17 protein-coding genes are annotated in these 16,468 nt (G+C 67.6%); 14 read left to right on the forward strand and 3 right to left on the reverse strand.

Annotated features, from left to right (window positions below):
• Window positions 1–6: 6 nt before the first annotated feature.
• Window positions 7–849, forward strand: a complete 843-nt coding sequence (trpA, locus tag ABS761_RS01235; RefSeq protein ID WP_350406120.1) for a tryptophan synthase subunit alpha — start codon at window positions 7–9, stop codon at window positions 847–849.
• 3 nt (window positions 850–852) lie between these two features.
• Window positions 853–1,737, forward strand: a complete 885-nt coding sequence (gene accD, locus ABS761_RS01240) for an acetyl-CoA carboxylase, carboxyltransferase subunit beta (RefSeq protein WP_350406121.1) — start codon at window positions 853–855, stop codon at window positions 1,735–1,737.
• 89 nt (window positions 1,738–1,826) lie between these two features.
• On the opposite strand, the gene ABS761_RS01245 is transcribed toward accD, so the two are convergent.
• Window positions 1,827–4,931, reverse strand: a complete 3,105-nt coding sequence (locus ABS761_RS01245) for an Rne/Rng family ribonuclease (RefSeq protein WP_350406122.1) — start codon at window positions 4,929–4,931, stop codon at window positions 1,827–1,829.
• Between the two features lie 470 nt (window positions 4,932–5,401).
• Here ABS761_RS01245 and ABS761_RS01250 point away from each other — a divergent pair, with 470 nt between their 5' ends.
• The 4 genes from ABS761_RS01250 (at window position 5,402) to msrQ (ending at window position 8,683) form a co-directional block, all read left to right on the forward strand.
• On the forward strand, window positions 5,402–6,379 hold the full coding sequence (locus tag ABS761_RS01250; protein WP_350406123.1) for an RluA family pseudouridine synthase: 978 nt from the start codon (window positions 5,402–5,404) through the stop codon (window positions 6,377–6,379).
• Entirely contained in the window at window positions 6,376–7,029 is a 654-nt protein-coding gene (locus ABS761_RS01255) for an HAD-IA family hydrolase (protein ID WP_350406124.1), read from the forward strand. The genes ABS761_RS01250 and ABS761_RS01255 overlap by 4 nt, the downstream gene beginning before the upstream one ends.
• A gap of 92 nt (window positions 7,030–7,121) precedes the next feature.
• A complete protein-coding gene (gene msrP, locus ABS761_RS01260; RefSeq protein ID WP_350406125.1) occupies window positions 7,122–8,075 on the forward strand; it encodes a protein-methionine-sulfoxide reductase catalytic subunit MsrP in 954 nt (317 codons plus the stop codon).
• The gene (msrQ, locus tag ABS761_RS01265) at window positions 8,075–8,683 is read left to right on the forward strand and encodes a protein-methionine-sulfoxide reductase heme-binding subunit MsrQ (RefSeq protein ID WP_350406126.1); all 609 of its coding nucleotides are present in this window, start codon (window positions 8,075–8,077) and stop codon (window positions 8,681–8,683) included. Before msrP ends, msrQ begins: the two co-directional genes overlap by 1 nt.
• Before the next feature lie 4 nt (window positions 8,684–8,687).
• Here the strand turns inward: msrQ and ABS761_RS01270 are convergent, their stop codons facing one another.
• Together ABS761_RS01270 and ABS761_RS01275 are read right to left on the reverse strand one after the other, a co-directional pair.
• Window positions 8,688–9,395: an SAM-dependent methyltransferase gene (locus ABS761_RS01270; protein WP_350406127.1), complete on the reverse strand. Its 708-nt coding sequence runs from the start codon at window positions 9,393–9,395 to the stop codon at window positions 8,688–8,690.
• A complete protein-coding gene (locus tag ABS761_RS01275; protein ID WP_350406128.1) occupies window positions 9,392–9,985 on the reverse strand; it encodes a Maf family nucleotide pyrophosphatase in 594 nt (197 codons plus the stop codon). The genes ABS761_RS01270 and ABS761_RS01275 overlap by 4 nt, the downstream gene beginning before the upstream one ends.
• 133 nt (window positions 9,986–10,118) lie before the next feature.
• Between ABS761_RS01275 and ABS761_RS01280 the strand changes: the two genes are divergently transcribed.
• The 8 genes from ABS761_RS01280 to fabF all read left to right on the forward strand — a co-directional run bounded on the left by ABS761_RS01280 (window position 10,119) and on the right by fabF (window position 16,444).
• Window positions 10,119–10,637: a YceD family protein gene (locus ABS761_RS01280; protein ID WP_350406129.1), complete on the forward strand. Its 519-nt coding sequence runs from the start codon at window positions 10,119–10,121 to the stop codon at window positions 10,635–10,637.
• Between the two features lie 58 nt (window positions 10,638–10,695).
• The gene (rpmF, locus tag ABS761_RS01285; RefSeq protein ID WP_350406130.1) at window positions 10,696–10,878 is read left to right on the forward strand and encodes a 50S ribosomal protein L32; all 183 of its coding nucleotides are present in this window, start codon (window positions 10,696–10,698) and stop codon (window positions 10,876–10,878) included.
• A gap of 22 nt (window positions 10,879–10,900) precedes the next feature.
• Window positions 10,901–11,959, forward strand: a complete 1,059-nt coding sequence (gene plsX, locus ABS761_RS01290) for a phosphate acyltransferase PlsX (RefSeq protein WP_350406131.1) — start codon at window positions 10,901–10,903, stop codon at window positions 11,957–11,959.
• Between the two features lie 19 nt (window positions 11,960–11,978).
• Window positions 11,979–12,953 (forward strand): beta-ketoacyl-ACP synthase III, encoded by a 975-nt coding sequence (locus ABS761_RS01295; RefSeq protein WP_350406133.1) that lies wholly within the window; start codon window positions 11,979–11,981, stop codon window positions 12,951–12,953.
• An 8-nt stretch (window positions 12,954–12,961) separates the two neighbouring features.
• Window positions 12,962–13,894: an ACP S-malonyltransferase gene (fabD, locus tag ABS761_RS01300; RefSeq protein ID WP_350406134.1), complete on the forward strand. Its 933-nt coding sequence runs from the start codon at window positions 12,962–12,964 to the stop codon at window positions 13,892–13,894.
• A 1-nt stretch (window position 13,895) separates the two neighbouring features.
• Entirely contained in the window at window positions 13,896–14,636 is a 741-nt protein-coding gene (fabG, locus tag ABS761_RS01305; RefSeq protein ID WP_350406135.1) for a 3-oxoacyl-ACP reductase FabG, read from the forward strand.
• Window positions 14,637–14,824: 188 nt separating this feature from the next.
• The gene (gene acpP / locus ABS761_RS01310; protein WP_043680887.1) at window positions 14,825–15,064 is read left to right on the forward strand and encodes an acyl carrier protein; all 240 of its coding nucleotides are present in this window, start codon (window positions 14,825–14,827) and stop codon (window positions 15,062–15,064) included.
• Window positions 15,065–15,214: 150 nt separating this feature from the next.
• Entirely contained in the window at window positions 15,215–16,444 is a 1,230-nt protein-coding gene (fabF, locus tag ABS761_RS01315; RefSeq protein WP_350406136.1) for a beta-ketoacyl-ACP synthase II, read from the forward strand.
• Window positions 16,445–16,468 lie beyond the last annotated feature (24 nt).

Genomic DNA, 16,468 nt, shown 5'->3' on the forward strand with positions numbered 1-16,468 from the left:
CGCGCCATGACCGAGAGCACCACCCGGGTCGGCAATGCCCGCCTGTCGGCGACCTTCGGGGCGCTGGCCGGCCGCGCGGCGCTGATCCCCTACATCACCGCCGGCGATCCGCTGGTGGCCTCAACGCCCGAGCTCATGCATGCCCTGGCCGGCGCCGGCGCCGACGTGATCGAACTGGGCGTGCCGTTCTCCGACCCGATGGCCGATGGTCCGGTGATCCAGCGCGCCGGCGATCGGGCGATCGCTGCCGGCACGAGCCTCACGCGGGTCCTCGAGATGGTTGCCGAATTCCGTCGCCGCGACGAGCGTACGCCGGTGGTCCTGATGGGTTACGCCAATCCGATCGAGCGCATGGGCCGCGAGGTCTTTGCCGGGCGCGCGGCGCAGGCGGGTGTCGATGGCGTCCTCGTGGTGGACTACACCCCCGAGGAATCGATGGATTTTACCGGGATGCTGGCCGAGGCCGGCCTGGATCCGATTTTCCTGCTCGCGCCGACCTCGACCGAGGATCGCATGCGGCTGGTCGCCCGACTGGCGCGCGGCTATGTGTATTATGTGTCGCTCAAGGGCGTGACCGGCGCCGGGCACCTCGATACCGAGGACGTGCGGCGCCACCTCGAGATCATCCGCCGCCACCTGGATATCCCGGTGGGGGTGGGCTTCGGCATTCGCGATGCGCACAGCGCACAGGCCTTGGCCGCCTGCGCGGATGCGGTGGTGATCGGCAGCGCGCTCATCCAGGTCATCGAGCAGTCCTCGCACGAGCGCGGACCGCAAGCCGCCATCGAGGCCGCGGCTCAATGGCTGGGCGGCATCCACCAGGCACTGACAGAGATCAAGCGAGGATAGTTCATGAGCTGGTTCGAGAAAATCCTGCCTCCGCGCATTAATCGCAGCAGCGATTCCAGCGCCAACAAGCGCGTTCCCGAGGGCCTCTGGGTCAAGTGCCCTTCCTGCGAATCCGTGTTGTACAAAGAGGACCTGCAGGCGACCCTGAACGTGTGCCCCAAGTGCAGCCACCACATGCGTATCGGCGCGCGCGCGCGTATTGATGCGCTGCTTGATCCCGAGGGCCGCGTCGAGATCGGCGCGGGCACGCGGCCGATGGACCCCCTGAAGTTCAAGGACTCGCGCAGATATCCCGAGCGCGTCTCCGAGGCCATCAAGCTGACGGGGGAATCCGAGGCCATGGTCGTCATGAGCGGCACAATCCTGTCGGTGCCGGCGGTCCTGGCGTGTTTCGAATTCAGCTTCATGGGCGGCTCAATGGGCTCGGTGGTCGGTGAGCGCTTCGCCCGCGGCGTACAGGCCGCCATCGAAGGGCGCACGCCCTTTGTCAGCGTGTCGGCTTCCGGCGGCGCGCGCATGCAGGAATCACTGTTTTCCCTCCTGCAGATGGCCAAGACCAATGCCATGCTCAGCCGCCTGGCTGATGCGGGCCTGCCGTTCATCAGCATCCTGACCGATCCCACCATGGGCGGCGTGTCGGCCAGTTTCGCCTTCATGGGTGATGTGGTGATGGCCGAGCCCAACGCTCTGATCGGTTTCGCGGGGCCGCGCGTCATCGAGCAGACGGTGCGCGAAAAATTGCCCGAAGGCTTCCAGCGCGCCGAGTTCCTGCTGGCCAAGGGCGCGATCGACTGCGTGGTCGATCGCCGCGAGATGCGCACCGAGCTGGCCCACCTGCTGGCCCTGTTCATGCGCCAGCCCATCGAGGTGGTGTCAAAGGTCGCCTAGCGTCAGGTCACGCGATAAAAAGAGGGCGGCACATCGTGCCGCCCTCTTTTTATCCGTGGGGCCGCCCCGAAGGGCGGCCGAGTCGGGGGTCAGTGGGTTTCCACCTGTTCCAGGGGCTCGTCCTGGCGCAGGGCCGCCGGCTTGCGGGCGCGGCCCAGGCGCACCGGCGCGGCCGGGGTGTAGGACGTGCCTGTGGTGCGCGTTTCGATGAGCTGCATGCCGGCGGCCTGCAGCGACTCGCTGATCGGTGGCATGGCGATCGGCGCCGTGCCGTCGGGCACCGTGGTCTCGGCGGGCGGTTCGGCCTGCACGATCGTGGTGTCCGCAAGCCCGATGGCTCGGTCGTCGCGCGCCTGGGCGGCCTCGATGACGGCGGGGGCGGCTGCCCGGGTTGCCTGCTCGATGGCAGGAGCCGTTTCCTCGATGGCGGGAACCGTTTCCTCGATGGCGGGAACCGTTTCCTCGATGGCGGGGGCGGCTTCCATGGCAGTGACGGCGGCTTCCTCGATCACGGAGACGGGCTCCTCGGCCGCGGGGACGGTTTCCTCGGCTGCCGGGGCGGCCGGTTCGGCCGTCGGCACCTCCTCCCAGGACACCGGGGTGGAGGATTCGGCGGTCGTCGAGCCGGTGCTGGCCTCGGTCCACCCCTCGTTGGCGGTGTCCGCCACGGGTTGCGCGGCAGCGGGCAAGATCCGGGCGTAGCGGTCATGGGCCGATTCGGCGTCGGCCGGGGCCGGTTCGGCAGCCGCCGTGGGGGCGGGTTCGCGGGGCGCGAATTCCAGGGTCTGCTGCACGTCGGGCTGTGCGGCACCGTTCAGGGCGTGAGGATCGAAACGCGGTGACTCGTGGGTTTCGATATCGACCGCGTGTGGGGCGCCGTCGTCGTCACCGGATGCCTCGACGGCCTGGGTATCGCTGTCCGTGGCCTCGACGGCGGCTTCGCCGCTGCGGCGGCCGCGGCGGCTGCGGCGGCGGCGGCGCTTGCGCTCGGGATCGCCGGATTCGGTGTCCACGGCGGGACCGGCGACGGGTGCTTCGGTCTCGTCATCCGGCAGATCGGCCAGGGTGGGGGCCAGGGTCTCGGCCGGCAGGGCGATGGCGGCGCTTGCCGCCGCCGGCAGCGCCGTGGTCAGCTCGTCCGCTTCGGCTCCAATTGCGACCTGGGCGTCCTCGTGGCGGCTACGACCGCGGCCACGGCGACCACGATTACGGCGTGGTTCGCCGGTCTCGGCGTGTGCGGCCTCGGGGGCTGCTTGTACGGGAGCCTGATTTGCCTGGACAGCAGTGGTGGTGCGCACGGCCTCGCGATCACCGCGCTCGTTGGGACGCTCGCCGCGCTCGCGTCGGCGTCCGCGGCCCGATGATGTGCCCTGGCCGCGTTCGCGGCGCGCGTCGGTGCCGGCGCGCCGGCCGCGCGCCGAGGCGGTTTCCTCGGCCTTGGGGGCCTCGGTGGCGGTTTGCGTCTGGTCCGATCCGGCCAGCCAGCCAAACAGGCGCTTGAACAGGCCGCCGCTGGCCCGGGGCGTCGGCGCGGCGACGGCGGTCGCGGCCACGGCCTTGGCCTCGGGTTCAACGTGGCGCGGCGCCGGCTCGGCGGGCTGGATGCCCTTGACCAGCGCCTCGGGCCGGGACTTGGCCTCCTGGGCCTTGTTGGGCTGCCAGGTCACCTTGTCCTCGGGCTCCTGCACCAGTTCGAAGCTGGTCTTGTGCTCTTCCAGGCGCGGGTCGTCGTGGCGCAGCCGCTCGATGTGGTGGTGCGGGGTTTCCAGCGACTTGTTGGGGATCAGGACCAGGTTCACTTTGAGGCGGGACTCGATCTGGCCGATGTCGCGGCGCTTTTCGTTCAGCAGGAACGTGGCGACCTCGACGGGCACCTGCGCGTGCAGCGCGGCAGTGCCTTCCTTCATGGCTTCTTCCTGGAGCAGGCGCAGTACGTGCAGGGCGCTGGATTCCGCGTCGCGGATCACGCCGGTGCCGGTGCAGCGCGGGCAGGTGATGTGGGACCCTTCGCTCAGGGCCGGACGCAGGCGCTGGCGCGAGAGCTCCATCAGGCCGAAGCGCGAGATCTTGCCCATCTGGACACGAGCCCGGTCAAAGTGCAGCGCGTCGCGCAGGCGCTGTTCCACGGCGCGCTGGTTTTTGCTTTCCTCCATGTCGATGAAATCGATCACGATCAGGCCGCCCAGGTCGCGCAGGCGCAACTGGCGGGCGACCTCGTCGGCGGCCTCGAGGTTGGTGCGCAAGGCGGTTTCCTCGATGTCGGCCCCGCGCGTGGAGCGCGCCGAGTTCACGTCCACGGCGACCAGCGCCTCGGTGTGGTCGATCACGACGGCCCCGCCCGAGGGGAGCTGGACCGTGCGCGAGTAGGCGGTTTCGATTTGGTGTTCGATCTGGAAGCGCGAGAACAGCGGCACGTCGTCGCGATAGAGTTTGACGCGGCCGACGTTGTCGGGCATCACCACGCTCATGAAGGCGGTGGCCTGATCATGGATGTCGTCGGTATCAATCAGGATCTCGCCGATTTCAGGCGAGAAATAGTCGCGAATGGCGCGGATGACCAGGCTGGATTCCAGGTAGATCAGGATGGGCGCCTTGTTGTCGCGCGCGGCGGCATCGATCGCGCTCCAGAGCTGCAGCAGGTAGTTCAGGTCCCATTGCAGCTCCTCGGCGCTGCGGCCGATGCCCGCCGTGCGGGCGATCATGCTCATGCCCGAAGGGATCTCGAGCTGGTCCATGGTGTCGCGCAGTTCCTGGCGGTCCTCGCCCTCGACGCGGCGCGAGACACCGCCGCCCCGGGGGTTGTTGGGCATCAGGACCAGATAGCGGCCGGCCAGCGAAATGAAGGTGGTCAGGGCCGCGCCCTTGTTGCCGCGCTCTTCTTTTTCGACCTGGATGATGAGTTCCTGGCCCTCGGAGAGCGCGTCCTGGATGCGCGCGGTGCGCACGTCCACGCCTTCCTTGAAATAGCTGCGCGCAACCTCTTTGAAGGGGAGGAAGCCGTGGCGTTCTTCGCCGTAGCTGACGAAGCAGGCTTCGAGGCCGGGTTCGATGCGTGTGATGACGCCTTTGTAGATGTTGCCCTTGCGTTGTTCGCGTCCGGCAGTTTCGATGTCCAGATCGATGAGCTTCTGACCATCGACAATGGCGACGCGTAGCTCTTCTTGGTGCGTCGCATTGAACAGCATGCGTTTCATGAGTGGGTTTCTCCGTTGTCATGGCGCGCCGGGTTCGGCGCACGACCTCGGGTCACTCGGTCTGCGTGGCTGTGGTCTGCGTAAGGGTCGAGCGGGCCAGGAACGTCAGGCCGCGCCCACTCCTGTCCGGGTAGGCACGGCGCGCCTTGAGGCGCGAGGTTCTGGCAGCAGGGCGGTCAGGGGCACGGTAGTGGTTGACAAAAATACTTGCTGGGAACGGCAGGCGCGCACGAATGGCCACGCCTGGTGCTGAAAAGAGCAGAAACCGACAGCGTCGCACGCGGTGTTCCATCGATTCCCCGGGCCCGACATGAGATGTGGGCGGGGTGGAACCAGGATGGTACCGGCGACCTTGGACCCGGAGGCTGGAGTCCAGGCATTACAATGAGCGCCTTATGGTTCGACGGAGACGCATCCATTGCATCTCTACGTCGAGCGGTATCCAGCCTCTATAGGCTGGAAGCGATTATATGCCGCTTTTCCCTATGCGCAAAATAGTTGATGCGATTCCCGTGAAAAATCCCGCGCCCAGTGTGCGCTTTGTCACCGTGGGGCCCGAGCATGCCGGGCAGCGTGTGGACAACTTTCTGTTGCGCGCCTGCAAAGGGGTGCCCAAGAGCCACATCTACAAGGCGATCCGCAGTGGCGAGGTGCGGATCAACAAGGGCCGTTGCGCGGCGGACACTCGCCTGAACGATGGCGATCTGCTGCGCATTCCACCCCTGCGCCTGCCCGCGCCCGGCGAGCGGCCCGCCGTGCCGCCGGCCGTGTTTCCCGTGATCCACGAGGACCGGGACCTCCTGGTGATCGACAAGCCCGCCGGCGTGGCGGTCCATGGCGGCAGCGGGGTGTCGTTCGGGGTGATCGAGCAGTTGCGGGCGGCGCGGCCCGGCGAGCGCTTCCTCGAGCTGGCGCATCGGCTGGACCGCGAGACCTCCGGCCTGTTGATGGTCGCCCGTTCGCGCCGGGCGTTGCTCGCCCTGCACGATATGCTGCGCGAAGCGGCGGGGCACAAGCATTATCTGGCCCTGGTGGTGGGGGATTGGGTCAACGAGCGGCAGCATATCCGGCTGCCCCTGCTGAGGACCCTGACCGCCTCGGGCGAGCGCCGCGTCCGCGTGGATCCACAGGGCAGGCCCGCCCACACCATTGTCACCCTGCAGCGGCGCTATGGGCGCTACAGCCTCGTGGGCGCCGAGCTGCGCAGCGGCCGCACCCACCAGATCCGGGTGCATCTGGCGGCCAGCGGCCATCCCATCGCGGGCGACGAGAAGTACGGCCTGGACGAGGTGCGCGCCGCCCTCGCGGCCGCGGGGTTCCGGCGCATGTTCCTGCATGCGCACCGCCTCGAGTTGCCCCACCCGGTCAGCGGCGAACCGCTGCGGCTCGAGGCGCCCTTGCCTCCCGCCTGCCTGGCCCTGCTGCGCACTCTCGGAGACCGCACATGAAGACCTACCGCGCCGTGATTTTCGACTGGGACGGCACCCTGATGGATTCCACGCAGCACATCGTTGCCGCTTTGCGCAGTGCCTGTGCCGATCTGGGCCTGCCCCTGCCCTCGGTCGAGGAGGCGAGCTGGGTCATCGGCTTGTCCATCGAGGCCGCGCTGTACCGGCTGGTCCCGGACCTCACGTCCGAGCGGATGGAGGCCTTCGCCGAACGTTATCGCGCGCACTTCCTGAGCCAGGATCGGGAACAACAGCTCTTTCCCGGGCAAGACGCCTTCCTGCGGGGCTTGCACCAGCGCGGCGTCGTCCTGGGGGTCGCCACGGGCAAGAGCCGCCGGGGGCTGGACCGCGCGCTCGACGCCTTGGCGCTGCGCGAGGTGTTCCAGGCCACCCGCTGCGCCGACGAGGCGGCCGGCAAGCCCGACCCCGCCATGCTCGAGCAACTGCTGCACGAGTTGAGCCTCGAGCCCTTCGAGGTGGTGATGGTGGGGGACACCACCCATGATGTGCTGATGGCCCGGTATGCGGGCGTCGACAGCCTGGCGGTCAGCTACGGCGCGCATTCGCGCAAGGAGCTCGGCACGGCCGAGCCCACGGCCCTGGCCTCGAGCGTCGGCGACATGCAGGCCTGGCTGCTGGCGCGGACCTGAGCGCGCCCGCCGGACGCTTGAAATTTGAACTTTCGCGGCGGACAATAGTCCGAGGGTTCATGCGGGCCTCGTCCCGGTTTCCTGGAGAACGTATGCGCGGCGGCAATCCTATCCGGCCCTCCGAGATCACCCCGGAGGCGGTTTGGCAGTCCCGGCGCCAGTGGCTGCGCCAAGTCGCCACGGGCTCGCTCGCCCTGGGCCTGCCCTGGGGCGCGCGCGCCGACGAGGCGGCGCCCGAGGGGCCGCCCCTCGCGGGCAGGCCCAATCCGGCCCTGTCGGTCGACGAGCCGCCCAATGCCTGGAGCGACATCACCACCTACAATAACTTCTATGAGTTCGGCACCGGCAAGGCCGATCCTTCCCTGAACGCTGGCCGGATGCGCCTCGAGCCCTGGCAGGTCCGCATCGACGGGGCGCTGCGCCGTCCTGTGACGCTGGACATGGATGCGCTGCTGCGCCTGGCGCCCCTCGAAGAGCGCGTCTACCGCCTGCGCTGCGTGGAGGCCTGGTCCATGGTGATTCCCTGGACGGGATATTCGCTCTCCCACCTGATCAAATACGTGGAGCCCACGGCCGACGCCCGCTATGTCGTATTCACCACCGACCTGCAGGCCGAGGCCATGCCGGGCGTGCGCGACGGCATCCTCGATTGGCCCTATACCGAGGGCCTGCGCATGGATGAGGCCATGCATCCGCTGACCCTGCTGACGTTTGGCGTGTACGGACGCCGCCTGCCGGCCCAGAACGGCGCGCCGCTGCGGGTGGTGGTGCCCTGGAAATACGGTTTCAAGTCGGCCAAGTCGCTGGTCCATATCCGCCTGCAGGCCGAGGCGCCGGTCTCGAGCTGGATGCGCGCCGCGCCCCGCGAGTACGGCTTCTATGCAAATGTGAATCCCGACGTTCCGCATCCGCGCTGGAGCCAGGCGACCGAACGGCGCATCGGCCAAAGCTTGTTCGCGCCGCGCATCCCCACCCTGCCATTCAACGGCTATGCCGAGCAGGTGGCAGGACTGTATCAGGGCATGGATCTGCGACGGAATTTCTGATGGCGCGCGCCGACTGGCCCCTGCGTCTGTCCAAGGGGGGGCTGTTCCTCGCCTGCCTGTATCCGTTGGCGCGCTGGTTCTGGCTGGGAGCGCACGACGGGCTGAGCGCGAACCCGCCTGAGTTTCTCATCCGGTCCTCGGGGGTCTGGGCGCTGGTCGCGCTGTGGCTGACCCTGTGCGCAACCCCGCTGCGGCGTCTCCTGGGTTGGCCGGGGGCGATCCGGTACCGCCGCATGCTGGGCCTGTACGCGTTTTTCTATACGGTGCTGCATGTGCTGGCCTGGGGCTGGTGGGACCGGGGCGGCAACTGGGCGGCGATGTGGACGGACGTGTGGCAGCGCGATTTCATCCTGATCGGAACGCTGGCGGTATTGTGCCTGGTGCCCCTGGCCCTGACGTCCACTCACGGATGGATCCGCCGGCTGGGGCGGGGGTGGCGGCGCTTGCACACCCTCGTCTATCCGGCGGCTGTGCTCTCGGTGCTGCATTTCTACCTGATGCGCGCGGGCAAGAACGATTTTGCCGAGCCTCACGTCTACGCCTTGATTCTTGCCGCGCTGCTGGGGTTGCGGCTGTGGTGGCGGGTCCGGACCCGGCCGTCCGGATAGAGGTTCAGTCCGCCAGGTAGAGGAACAGCGCGGGCTTGCGGGCCAGGTCGGGGGGTGGCGCCTTGCGCCATTGCGCGATGCTCAAGGTGCGGATCCATTCGTTCTCGGCAGTCAGCGAGCAGGCGACGCACAGGCGGGTGGACTCGCGCAGCGTGCGCAGCAGCGCCTCGAACATGGCTTCGTTCCGGTAGGGGGTCTCGATCAGGATCTGAGTCTGCTGCTGTTTGTGCGAAGCGGATTCCCAGGCCCGCAACTGGGCGTCGCGCTCGCCCGGCTTGACCGGCGCATAGCCGTGAAAGGCGAAACGCTGGCCTTGCAGGCCGCTGGCCATCAGGCCCAGCATGATCGATGAGGGGCCGGTCCAGGGCAGGACGCGCAGGCCCATCCGGTGCGCCTGGGCGACGACGGCAGCGCCCGGGTCGGCGACCGCGGGGCAGCCGGCCTCCGAGACCAGGCCGATGTCCTGCCCGGCGGGGATGGCCTGCAGCCAGGCCCGGATCTCGTCGTCACGCGTGTCGGGCCTGAGGGTGTGGATCACGATGTCTTGCAAGGGCGCGTGCGTGCCGATGGTCTTGAGGAAGGCGCGGGCGGTCTTGGCGTTTTCCGCGATGTAGATCCGCAGGCTGGCCGCCGCTTCGCGGGCGGCCGCCGGCAGCCAGGCGTCCAGGGGCGCCGGGCTCAGGCCAACGGGGATCAGGTGCAGCACGGTCATGGTGGCGTCAGAGTCGGGGGTTGCAGGGGGTCGAGGCCCAGGCGGCGCAGCAGGCGTGCGAGCGCGATCAGGGGCAGGCCGATGATCGCCGTGGGGTCGTCGCTGCGCATTCGGGCCATCAGCGCGATGCCCAGACCCTCGGCCTTGGCGCTGCCGGCGGTGTCGTAGGGGCGCTCGGTGCGCAGGTAGTGTTCGATCTGGGCCTCATCGAGCGTGAGGAATTCGCAGTCGGTGGGGACATCCTCGACGTGAACGGTGGTGCCGTCGGTGACGCACAGCGCGCTGTGAAAAGCCACGCTGCGGCCGCTGAAGCGGCGCAACTGCGCGCGTGCGCCGGCGTGGCTGCCCGGTTTGCCCACCGGGCGCCCCTCGAAGACCGCGACCTGGTCGGAGCCGATCACGATGGCGTCGGGATGCGCCGCCGCGACCCTCAGCGCCTTGGCCCGGGCAAGCCGCAAGGCGAGCGCGACGGGGTCCTCGCCGGGGGTGGGCGTTTCATCCACGTCGGGAGGGCAGACCTCGAAAGGCAGCCCCAGACGCAGGAGCATCTGACGGCGGTAAGGGGAACTGGATGCAAGAATCAGGCGCATACGGGGCCGGAGATGTTCATTCCAGGCGACAGTGTAGCGCGCGCCGCGCCGCTGCGAGCGCGTTTTGGCGGTTGAAATTGACCGTATTTCTTGCAGTAAGGTATGATCTAGAGTTTTTCCGAATACCGAATCCATGGATTTCTCGAATTCTTGGCTCGTCGATGCGCTGGAATTTGCGCACACGGGGCGGGTTTTGCATGACGAGACGCCTCTTGCCCGGTTTTCGCGTCTATGCGAGGGGTTGCCCGCGCCGCAGGACGGCACGATCGCCTGGCGTCTGGCCGGCCGTGCGGACAGCCAGGGCAACGCCTGGCTGGATGTGCGGGCCCGGGGCGAGGTGCGCGTGACGTGCCAGCGATGCCTCGAGGTTTTCGGCTTGCCGGTCGAGGTCGACAACAGCCTGCGGCTGCTGCGCACCCAGGCGCAACTCGAGGCGATGGATGCGCTCGAGGCGAGCGGGCAAGGCGGCGAAGAATACCTGGTCGCCGAGGGGCGCCTGGATGCGCTGGACTTGGTCGAGGACGAACTCATCCTCGCCGTGCCCTATGCGCCCAGGCATGAGGTCTGCCCCGACGGGCCGGCCGGCGGGCGGGATGCGGATCACGCGCGCCCGTCGCCCTTCGCGGCGCTGGAGCGCCTCAAGCGGCACTGAAATTTATTCAACACCTGGGCTTTCGCTTACAATGAGCGGCCCGATTACAGGAGTCATCATGGCTGTCCAGCAAAACAAAAAGAGCCCGTCCAAGCGCGGCATGCACCGCGCGCACGATTTCCTGGCCGCTCCGGCCACGGCGATCGAGCCCACGACCGGCGAGTTGCATCTGCGCCACCACATCAGCCCCAACGGCGTCTACCGCGGCCGCAAGGTCCTCAAGACCAAGAACGACGAGTAATCGCCCCCGGATCACGTATCCGATGCCTAACAGCAGGGTTCGTATCGCCATCGATTGCATGGGGGGCGACCATGGTCTGCCGGTCACGGTGCCGGCGGCCATCGCGTTTGCGCGGGCGTGTCCCGATGCGCACTGCCTGCTGGTGGGCGACGAGTCGCAGGTCCGCCAGGCCTTGCAAAAGGACGCGGCGCCCGCCGGCTCGTTCGAGATCCTCCACGCCTCCGAGGTCGTCACCATGCACGATTCGGTCGAGGTCGCGCTGCGCCGCAAGAAGGACTCCTCGATGCGCGTCGCGGTCCAGGCGGTCAAGGACGGGCGTGCCGATGCGGCGGTGTCCGCCGGCAATACGGGGGCCTGGATGGCGATCTCGCGCTACGTGCTCAAGACGCTCGACGGCATCGACCGACCAGCGATCGCCACCGCCATTCCCAACCAGGCGGGACGGGCGACCACGGTCCTGGACCTCGGGGCCAACGTGGATTGCACGGCCGAGCACCTCCTCCAATTCGGCTTGATGGGCTCGGCCCTGGCGTCCAGCGTCGATCGGCTGGAACAGCCCCGCGTGGGGCTGCTCAACATCGGCGAAGAAGTCATCAAGGGCAATGATGTGGTCAAGCGCGCCGCCGAGCTGTTGCGCGCCAGCGGCCTGAACTTCCACGGCAACGTCGAGGGCGATGATATTTTCAAGGGCACGGTCGACGTGGTCGTCTGCGACGGCTTTGTCGGCAATGTGGTGCTCAAGTCCGTCGAGGGCCTGGCCCGGATGATCAGCGTCATGATGCGCGAGGAATTCCGCCGCACGCCGCTGACCATGGCCGCCGGCCTGGTGGCCAGCCCTGTGCTCAACCGCTTCCGCTCGCGGGTCGACAATCGTCGCTACAATGGGGCCGCCCTGTTGGGGCTGCGCGGCATCGTGATCAAGAGCCACGGCTCGGCCGACGCCTACGCCTTCGGGCAGGCCTTGCAGCGGGCTCGCGAGGCGGTGCACAACGGTCTGCTCGACGGCACGATCCAGGGCCTGGCGGCCTTGCGCCATACGCTCTCGGACACGGCCGCCGATTCCGCGCCCGCCGCCCCCTAGTTTTCTTTCCGGAAGAACGATGCCTTACGCCAGGATCATAGGAACGGGCGGCTATCTGCCCCCTCGGATCGTCACCAACGACGACTTGGCCGCCGAGCTGGCGACGCGTGGGGTCGAGACCTCCGATGCCTGGATCGTCGAACGCACCGGCATCCGACAGCGCCACATCGTCGACCCGGGGGTCAAGACCAGCGCGCTGGCGACTTACGCGGCGCAGGCCGCTCTGGACGCCGCCGGCGTTGCGGCCGGCGACATCGATCTGATCATCGTCGCCACCTCCACGCCCGATTTCATTTTTCCCAGCACGGCGTGCCTCGTGCAGGCCAATCTCGGTGCCGCGGGCGGCGCCGCCTTCGACGTCCAGGCCGTCTGCAGCGGCTTTGTCTATGCCCTGGCCACCGCCGATGCCTTCATCCAGGCCGGTCGCGCGCGTCACGCGCTGGTGATCGGTGCCGAGGTGTTCTCGGGCATCCTCGACTGGAGCGACCGGCGCACCTGCGTGCTGTTTGGCGACGGCGCCGGTGCGGTGGTGCTCCGCGCCAGCGACGAGCCCGGCATCCTGGGGGCCACGCTCAACGCCGACGGCAGCCAGATGCACATCCTGTGCGCGGCGGGCAATATCGATCGGGGCCAGGTGACGGGCGACCCCTTTTTGCGGATGGATGGCCAGGCGGTGTTCAAGCTCGCGGTGAATTCTCTGTCGCGCTCGGCGCGCGAGGTCTGCGAACAGGCCGGCGTGGCGCTCGAGCAGGTCGACTGGCTGGTCCCCCACCAGGCCAACGTGCGCATCATCAACTTCATCAGCCGCAAGCTCCACGTCCCTGACGAAAAGGTCGTGATCACGGTGGGCGAGCATGCCAATACCTCGGCCGCCAGCGTACCGCTGGCGCTGGACGCGGCCTGTCGCGACGGCCGCATCCGTCCCGGGCATCTCGTATTGCTGCAAGGCGTCGGCGGCGGCTTCACCTGGGGCTCGGTCCTCGCCAAAATGTAGGGGTCCCTATGAAGATAGCCTTTGTCTTTCCCGGCCAGGGTTCGCAGACAGTCGGCATGCTCGATGCCTGGGTCGACGATGCGGTCGTCCAGGCGGCCGTGCGCGAGGGCGACGCCGCCCTGGGCCAGGATCTCTCCGGGCTGATCGCCCGGGGACCTGCCGAGGATCTCAACCTCACCACCAACACCCAGCCCGCGATGCTGCTGTCGGCGGTCGCCATGTATCGGGCCTGGATCGCGGCCGGTGGGCGCGCGCCTGACCTGGTCGCCGGCCACAGCCTGGGCGAGTATTCCGCATTGACCGCCGTGGGCTCGATCAATCTCGCCGACGCCTTGCGCACCGTGCGGGTGCGCGCGCAGGCCATGCAGGCCGCAGTGCCGGTCGGCATGGGCGGCATGGCCGCGATCCTGGGCCTGGACGACGAGACGGTGCGTCGCGTTTGCGGCGAGGCGGCCGATGGCGAGGTGGTCGAGGCGGTGAACTACAACGCACCGGCTCAGGTCGTGATCGCCGGACATGCGGGCGCGGTCGAGCGCGCCTGCGAGCGCGCCCGAGCCGCCGGGGCCAAGCGCGCGCTGTCGCTGCCGGTCTCGGCGCCGTTTCATTCCAGCCTGCTCGAGCCCGCGGCGGCGGTGCTGCGCGAGGCGTTGGCGGCGATCGAGGTCCGCAGCCCGGCCATTCCCCTGATCAACAACGTCGATGTCGCCCGGCCGGGCGATCCCGGCGCGATCCGCGACGCTTTGGTGCGCCAGGCTTGGCACCCGGTGCGCTGGGTCGAGACCATCGAGGCGCTGGCCGCCGCCGAGGTCACTCACGTGGTCGAGTGCGGGCCCGGCAAGGTCCTGTCCGGCCTGGTCAAGCGCATCGACCGCAACCTGCAGGCTATGAACATCACCGATCCGGCATCGCTGCGGCAGACGCTGGACGCACTGGGAGGCTGACATGTCAGACAAGCAACTCAAAGGCAAAATCGCCCTCGTCACGGGCGCTTCGCGCGGGATCGGCCGCGCCATCGCTCAGGAACTGGCCACCGGCGGCGCCACAGTGGTCGGGACCGCCACCTCCGAGGCGGGCGCCCGGGCTATCGGCGAGGCTCTGGCGGCACATGGCGGGCGCGGTGTCGTCCTGAACGTCAATGACGCCGCGGCCTGTGACGCCCTGCTGGCAGAGCTCGCGGGCGAGGGCGCGCCGCACATCCTGGTCAACAATGCCGGGATCACGCGCGACGGCCTCATCATGCGGATGAAGGACGAGGACTGGGCGGCGGTCGTCGACACCAATCTGTCGGCGGTGTTCCGCTTGTCGCGCGGGGTGGCCAAGACCATGATGAAGGCCCGTTGGGGGCGGATCATCAACATCACCTCGGTGGTGGGGTACAGCGGCAACGCCGGCCAGGCCAACTACGCGGCCGCCAAGGCTGGCGTGGCCGGGATGTCGCGCGCCCTGGCCATCGAGCTGGGCAGTCGCAATATCACGGTGAACTGCGTGGCGCCGGGCTTCATCGAGACCGACATGACCCGTGCCCTGAACGAAACGCAGACCGCCGCCATCCTCGGCCAGATTCCGCTGGGGCGCCTGGGCTCGGCAACCGAGATCGCCCATGCCGTCGCCTACCTGGCGGGGCCGCATGCCGCCTACGTAACAGGTACCACTCTGCACGTCAATGGTGGTATGTACATGTAATGCATCAGGAACGGATGGCGCCGTCTAAGGTAAAATCCGTTCAAATCAACCGGCATGCCACGCATGGCGCGTCGAGATCCCGGGGGATGTCGACGCGCGTCCTGGATCTGCCTTTTTTATCACCACCCGCTGCCCAGATTGTCTCATTTGGCTATAATTCGCGGGATTTTCCCTACTTGGAGATATGCATGGAAAGCATCGAACAGCGCGTCAAGAAGATCGTCGCTGAGCAACTCGGCGTCAACGAGGCCGAGATCAAGAACGAATCTTCCTTCCTTGACGACCTCGGTGCCGATTCGCTCGATATGGTCGAGCTCGTGATGGCCCTCGAAGACGAATTTGAAACCGAGATCCCGGACGAAGAGGCCGAGAAGATCACGACGGTGCAGCAGGCTGTTGACTACATCACCTCGCATAGCAAGCAATAATACTTTCTTTCATAGCGATGACGCGGCACGCCGCGCAAGAGCCTCAGGGCGGTTCCTAGCAGATGGTTGGCGGGCATGCCAATACCCTTGGCATGCCAGGCTTGCGCACCACCTGCTTGAAACCGCCTTTTCCAATTTCAGGAGCCGTACGTGAAACGACGTGTCGTGATAACCGGATTGGGCATCGTCTCCCCCGTGGGTAACGATGTCGATACCGCCTGGGACAATATTGTCAATGGCCGGTCGGGTATCGACCGGGTGACACGCTTCGATGCTTCAGTGCTCAATAGCCAGATCGCCGGAGAGGTCCGGGGACTCGATCTCTCGGCCTATATTCCGCCCAAAGAAGCCAAGCAGATGGATACCTTCATCCATTATGGCGTGGTGGCCGGCCTGCAGGCTTGGCGCGACTCGGGCTTGGACATCGACACAGAGGACCCGACCCGCCTGGGCACCATCATCGGCTCGGGCATCGGCGGCCTGCCCCGGATCGAAGAGACCCAGATCGAGTACTTGCAGCGCGGGGCGCGGCGGATCTCGCCGTTCTTCGTCCCGGCGTCCCTCATCAACCTGATCTCGGGCCAGCTCTCGATCATGCTGAGCCTCAAAGGACCGAGCTATGCGGTGGTCTCGGCCTGCACCACGGGGCTGCACAGCATCGGCGATGCCGCGCGGCTGATCGAGTACGGCGATGCCGACGTGATGGTCGCCGGCGGCGCCGAGAGCTCTGTCTCGCCCTTGGGCATGGGCGGTTTTGCCGCCATGCGCGCGCTGTCCACCCGCAACGACGACCCCAAGACCGCCTCGCGCCCCTGGGATCGCGGCCGCGACGGCTTCGTTCTGGGCGAGGGCGCCGGGGTGGTGGTGCTCGAGGAATACGAGCATGCTCGCCGCCGGGGCGCGCGCATCTACTGCGAGTTCTCGGGATTCGGCATGAGCTCCGACGCCTATCACATCACCAGCCCCGATCAGGACGGCCCGCGCCGGGGCATTCTCAATGCCCTGCGCAACAGCGGGGTGAACGCCGACGAGATCAGCTACGTCAATGCGCATGGCACCTCGACCCCGCTGGGCGACAAGAACGAGACGGACGCGCTCAAGCTCGCATTCGGCGATCATGCCTACAAGCTCGTGATCAATTCGACCAAGTCCATGACGGGCCACCTGCTGGGGGCGGCGGGCGGGATCGAGGCCGTGTTTACGGCGCTGGCGGTCTATCGCCAGGTGTCGCCGCCCACCATCAACCTGTTCGACCAGGATCCGGAGTGCGATCTGGATTTCTGCGCGAACCAGGCGCGCGAGATGACGATCGATGTGGCCCTGTCGAATTCCTTCGGCTTCGGGGGCACCAACGGTTCGATGATCGTGCGCCGGATATAGGTCCCGACATGCGCGGCGCGCCGC

It is taken from the genome of Castellaniella sp. GW247-6E4, from assembly GCF_040276065.1.
Taxonomy (GTDB): domain Bacteria; phylum Pseudomonadota; class Gammaproteobacteria; order Burkholderiales; family Burkholderiaceae_B; genus Castellaniella.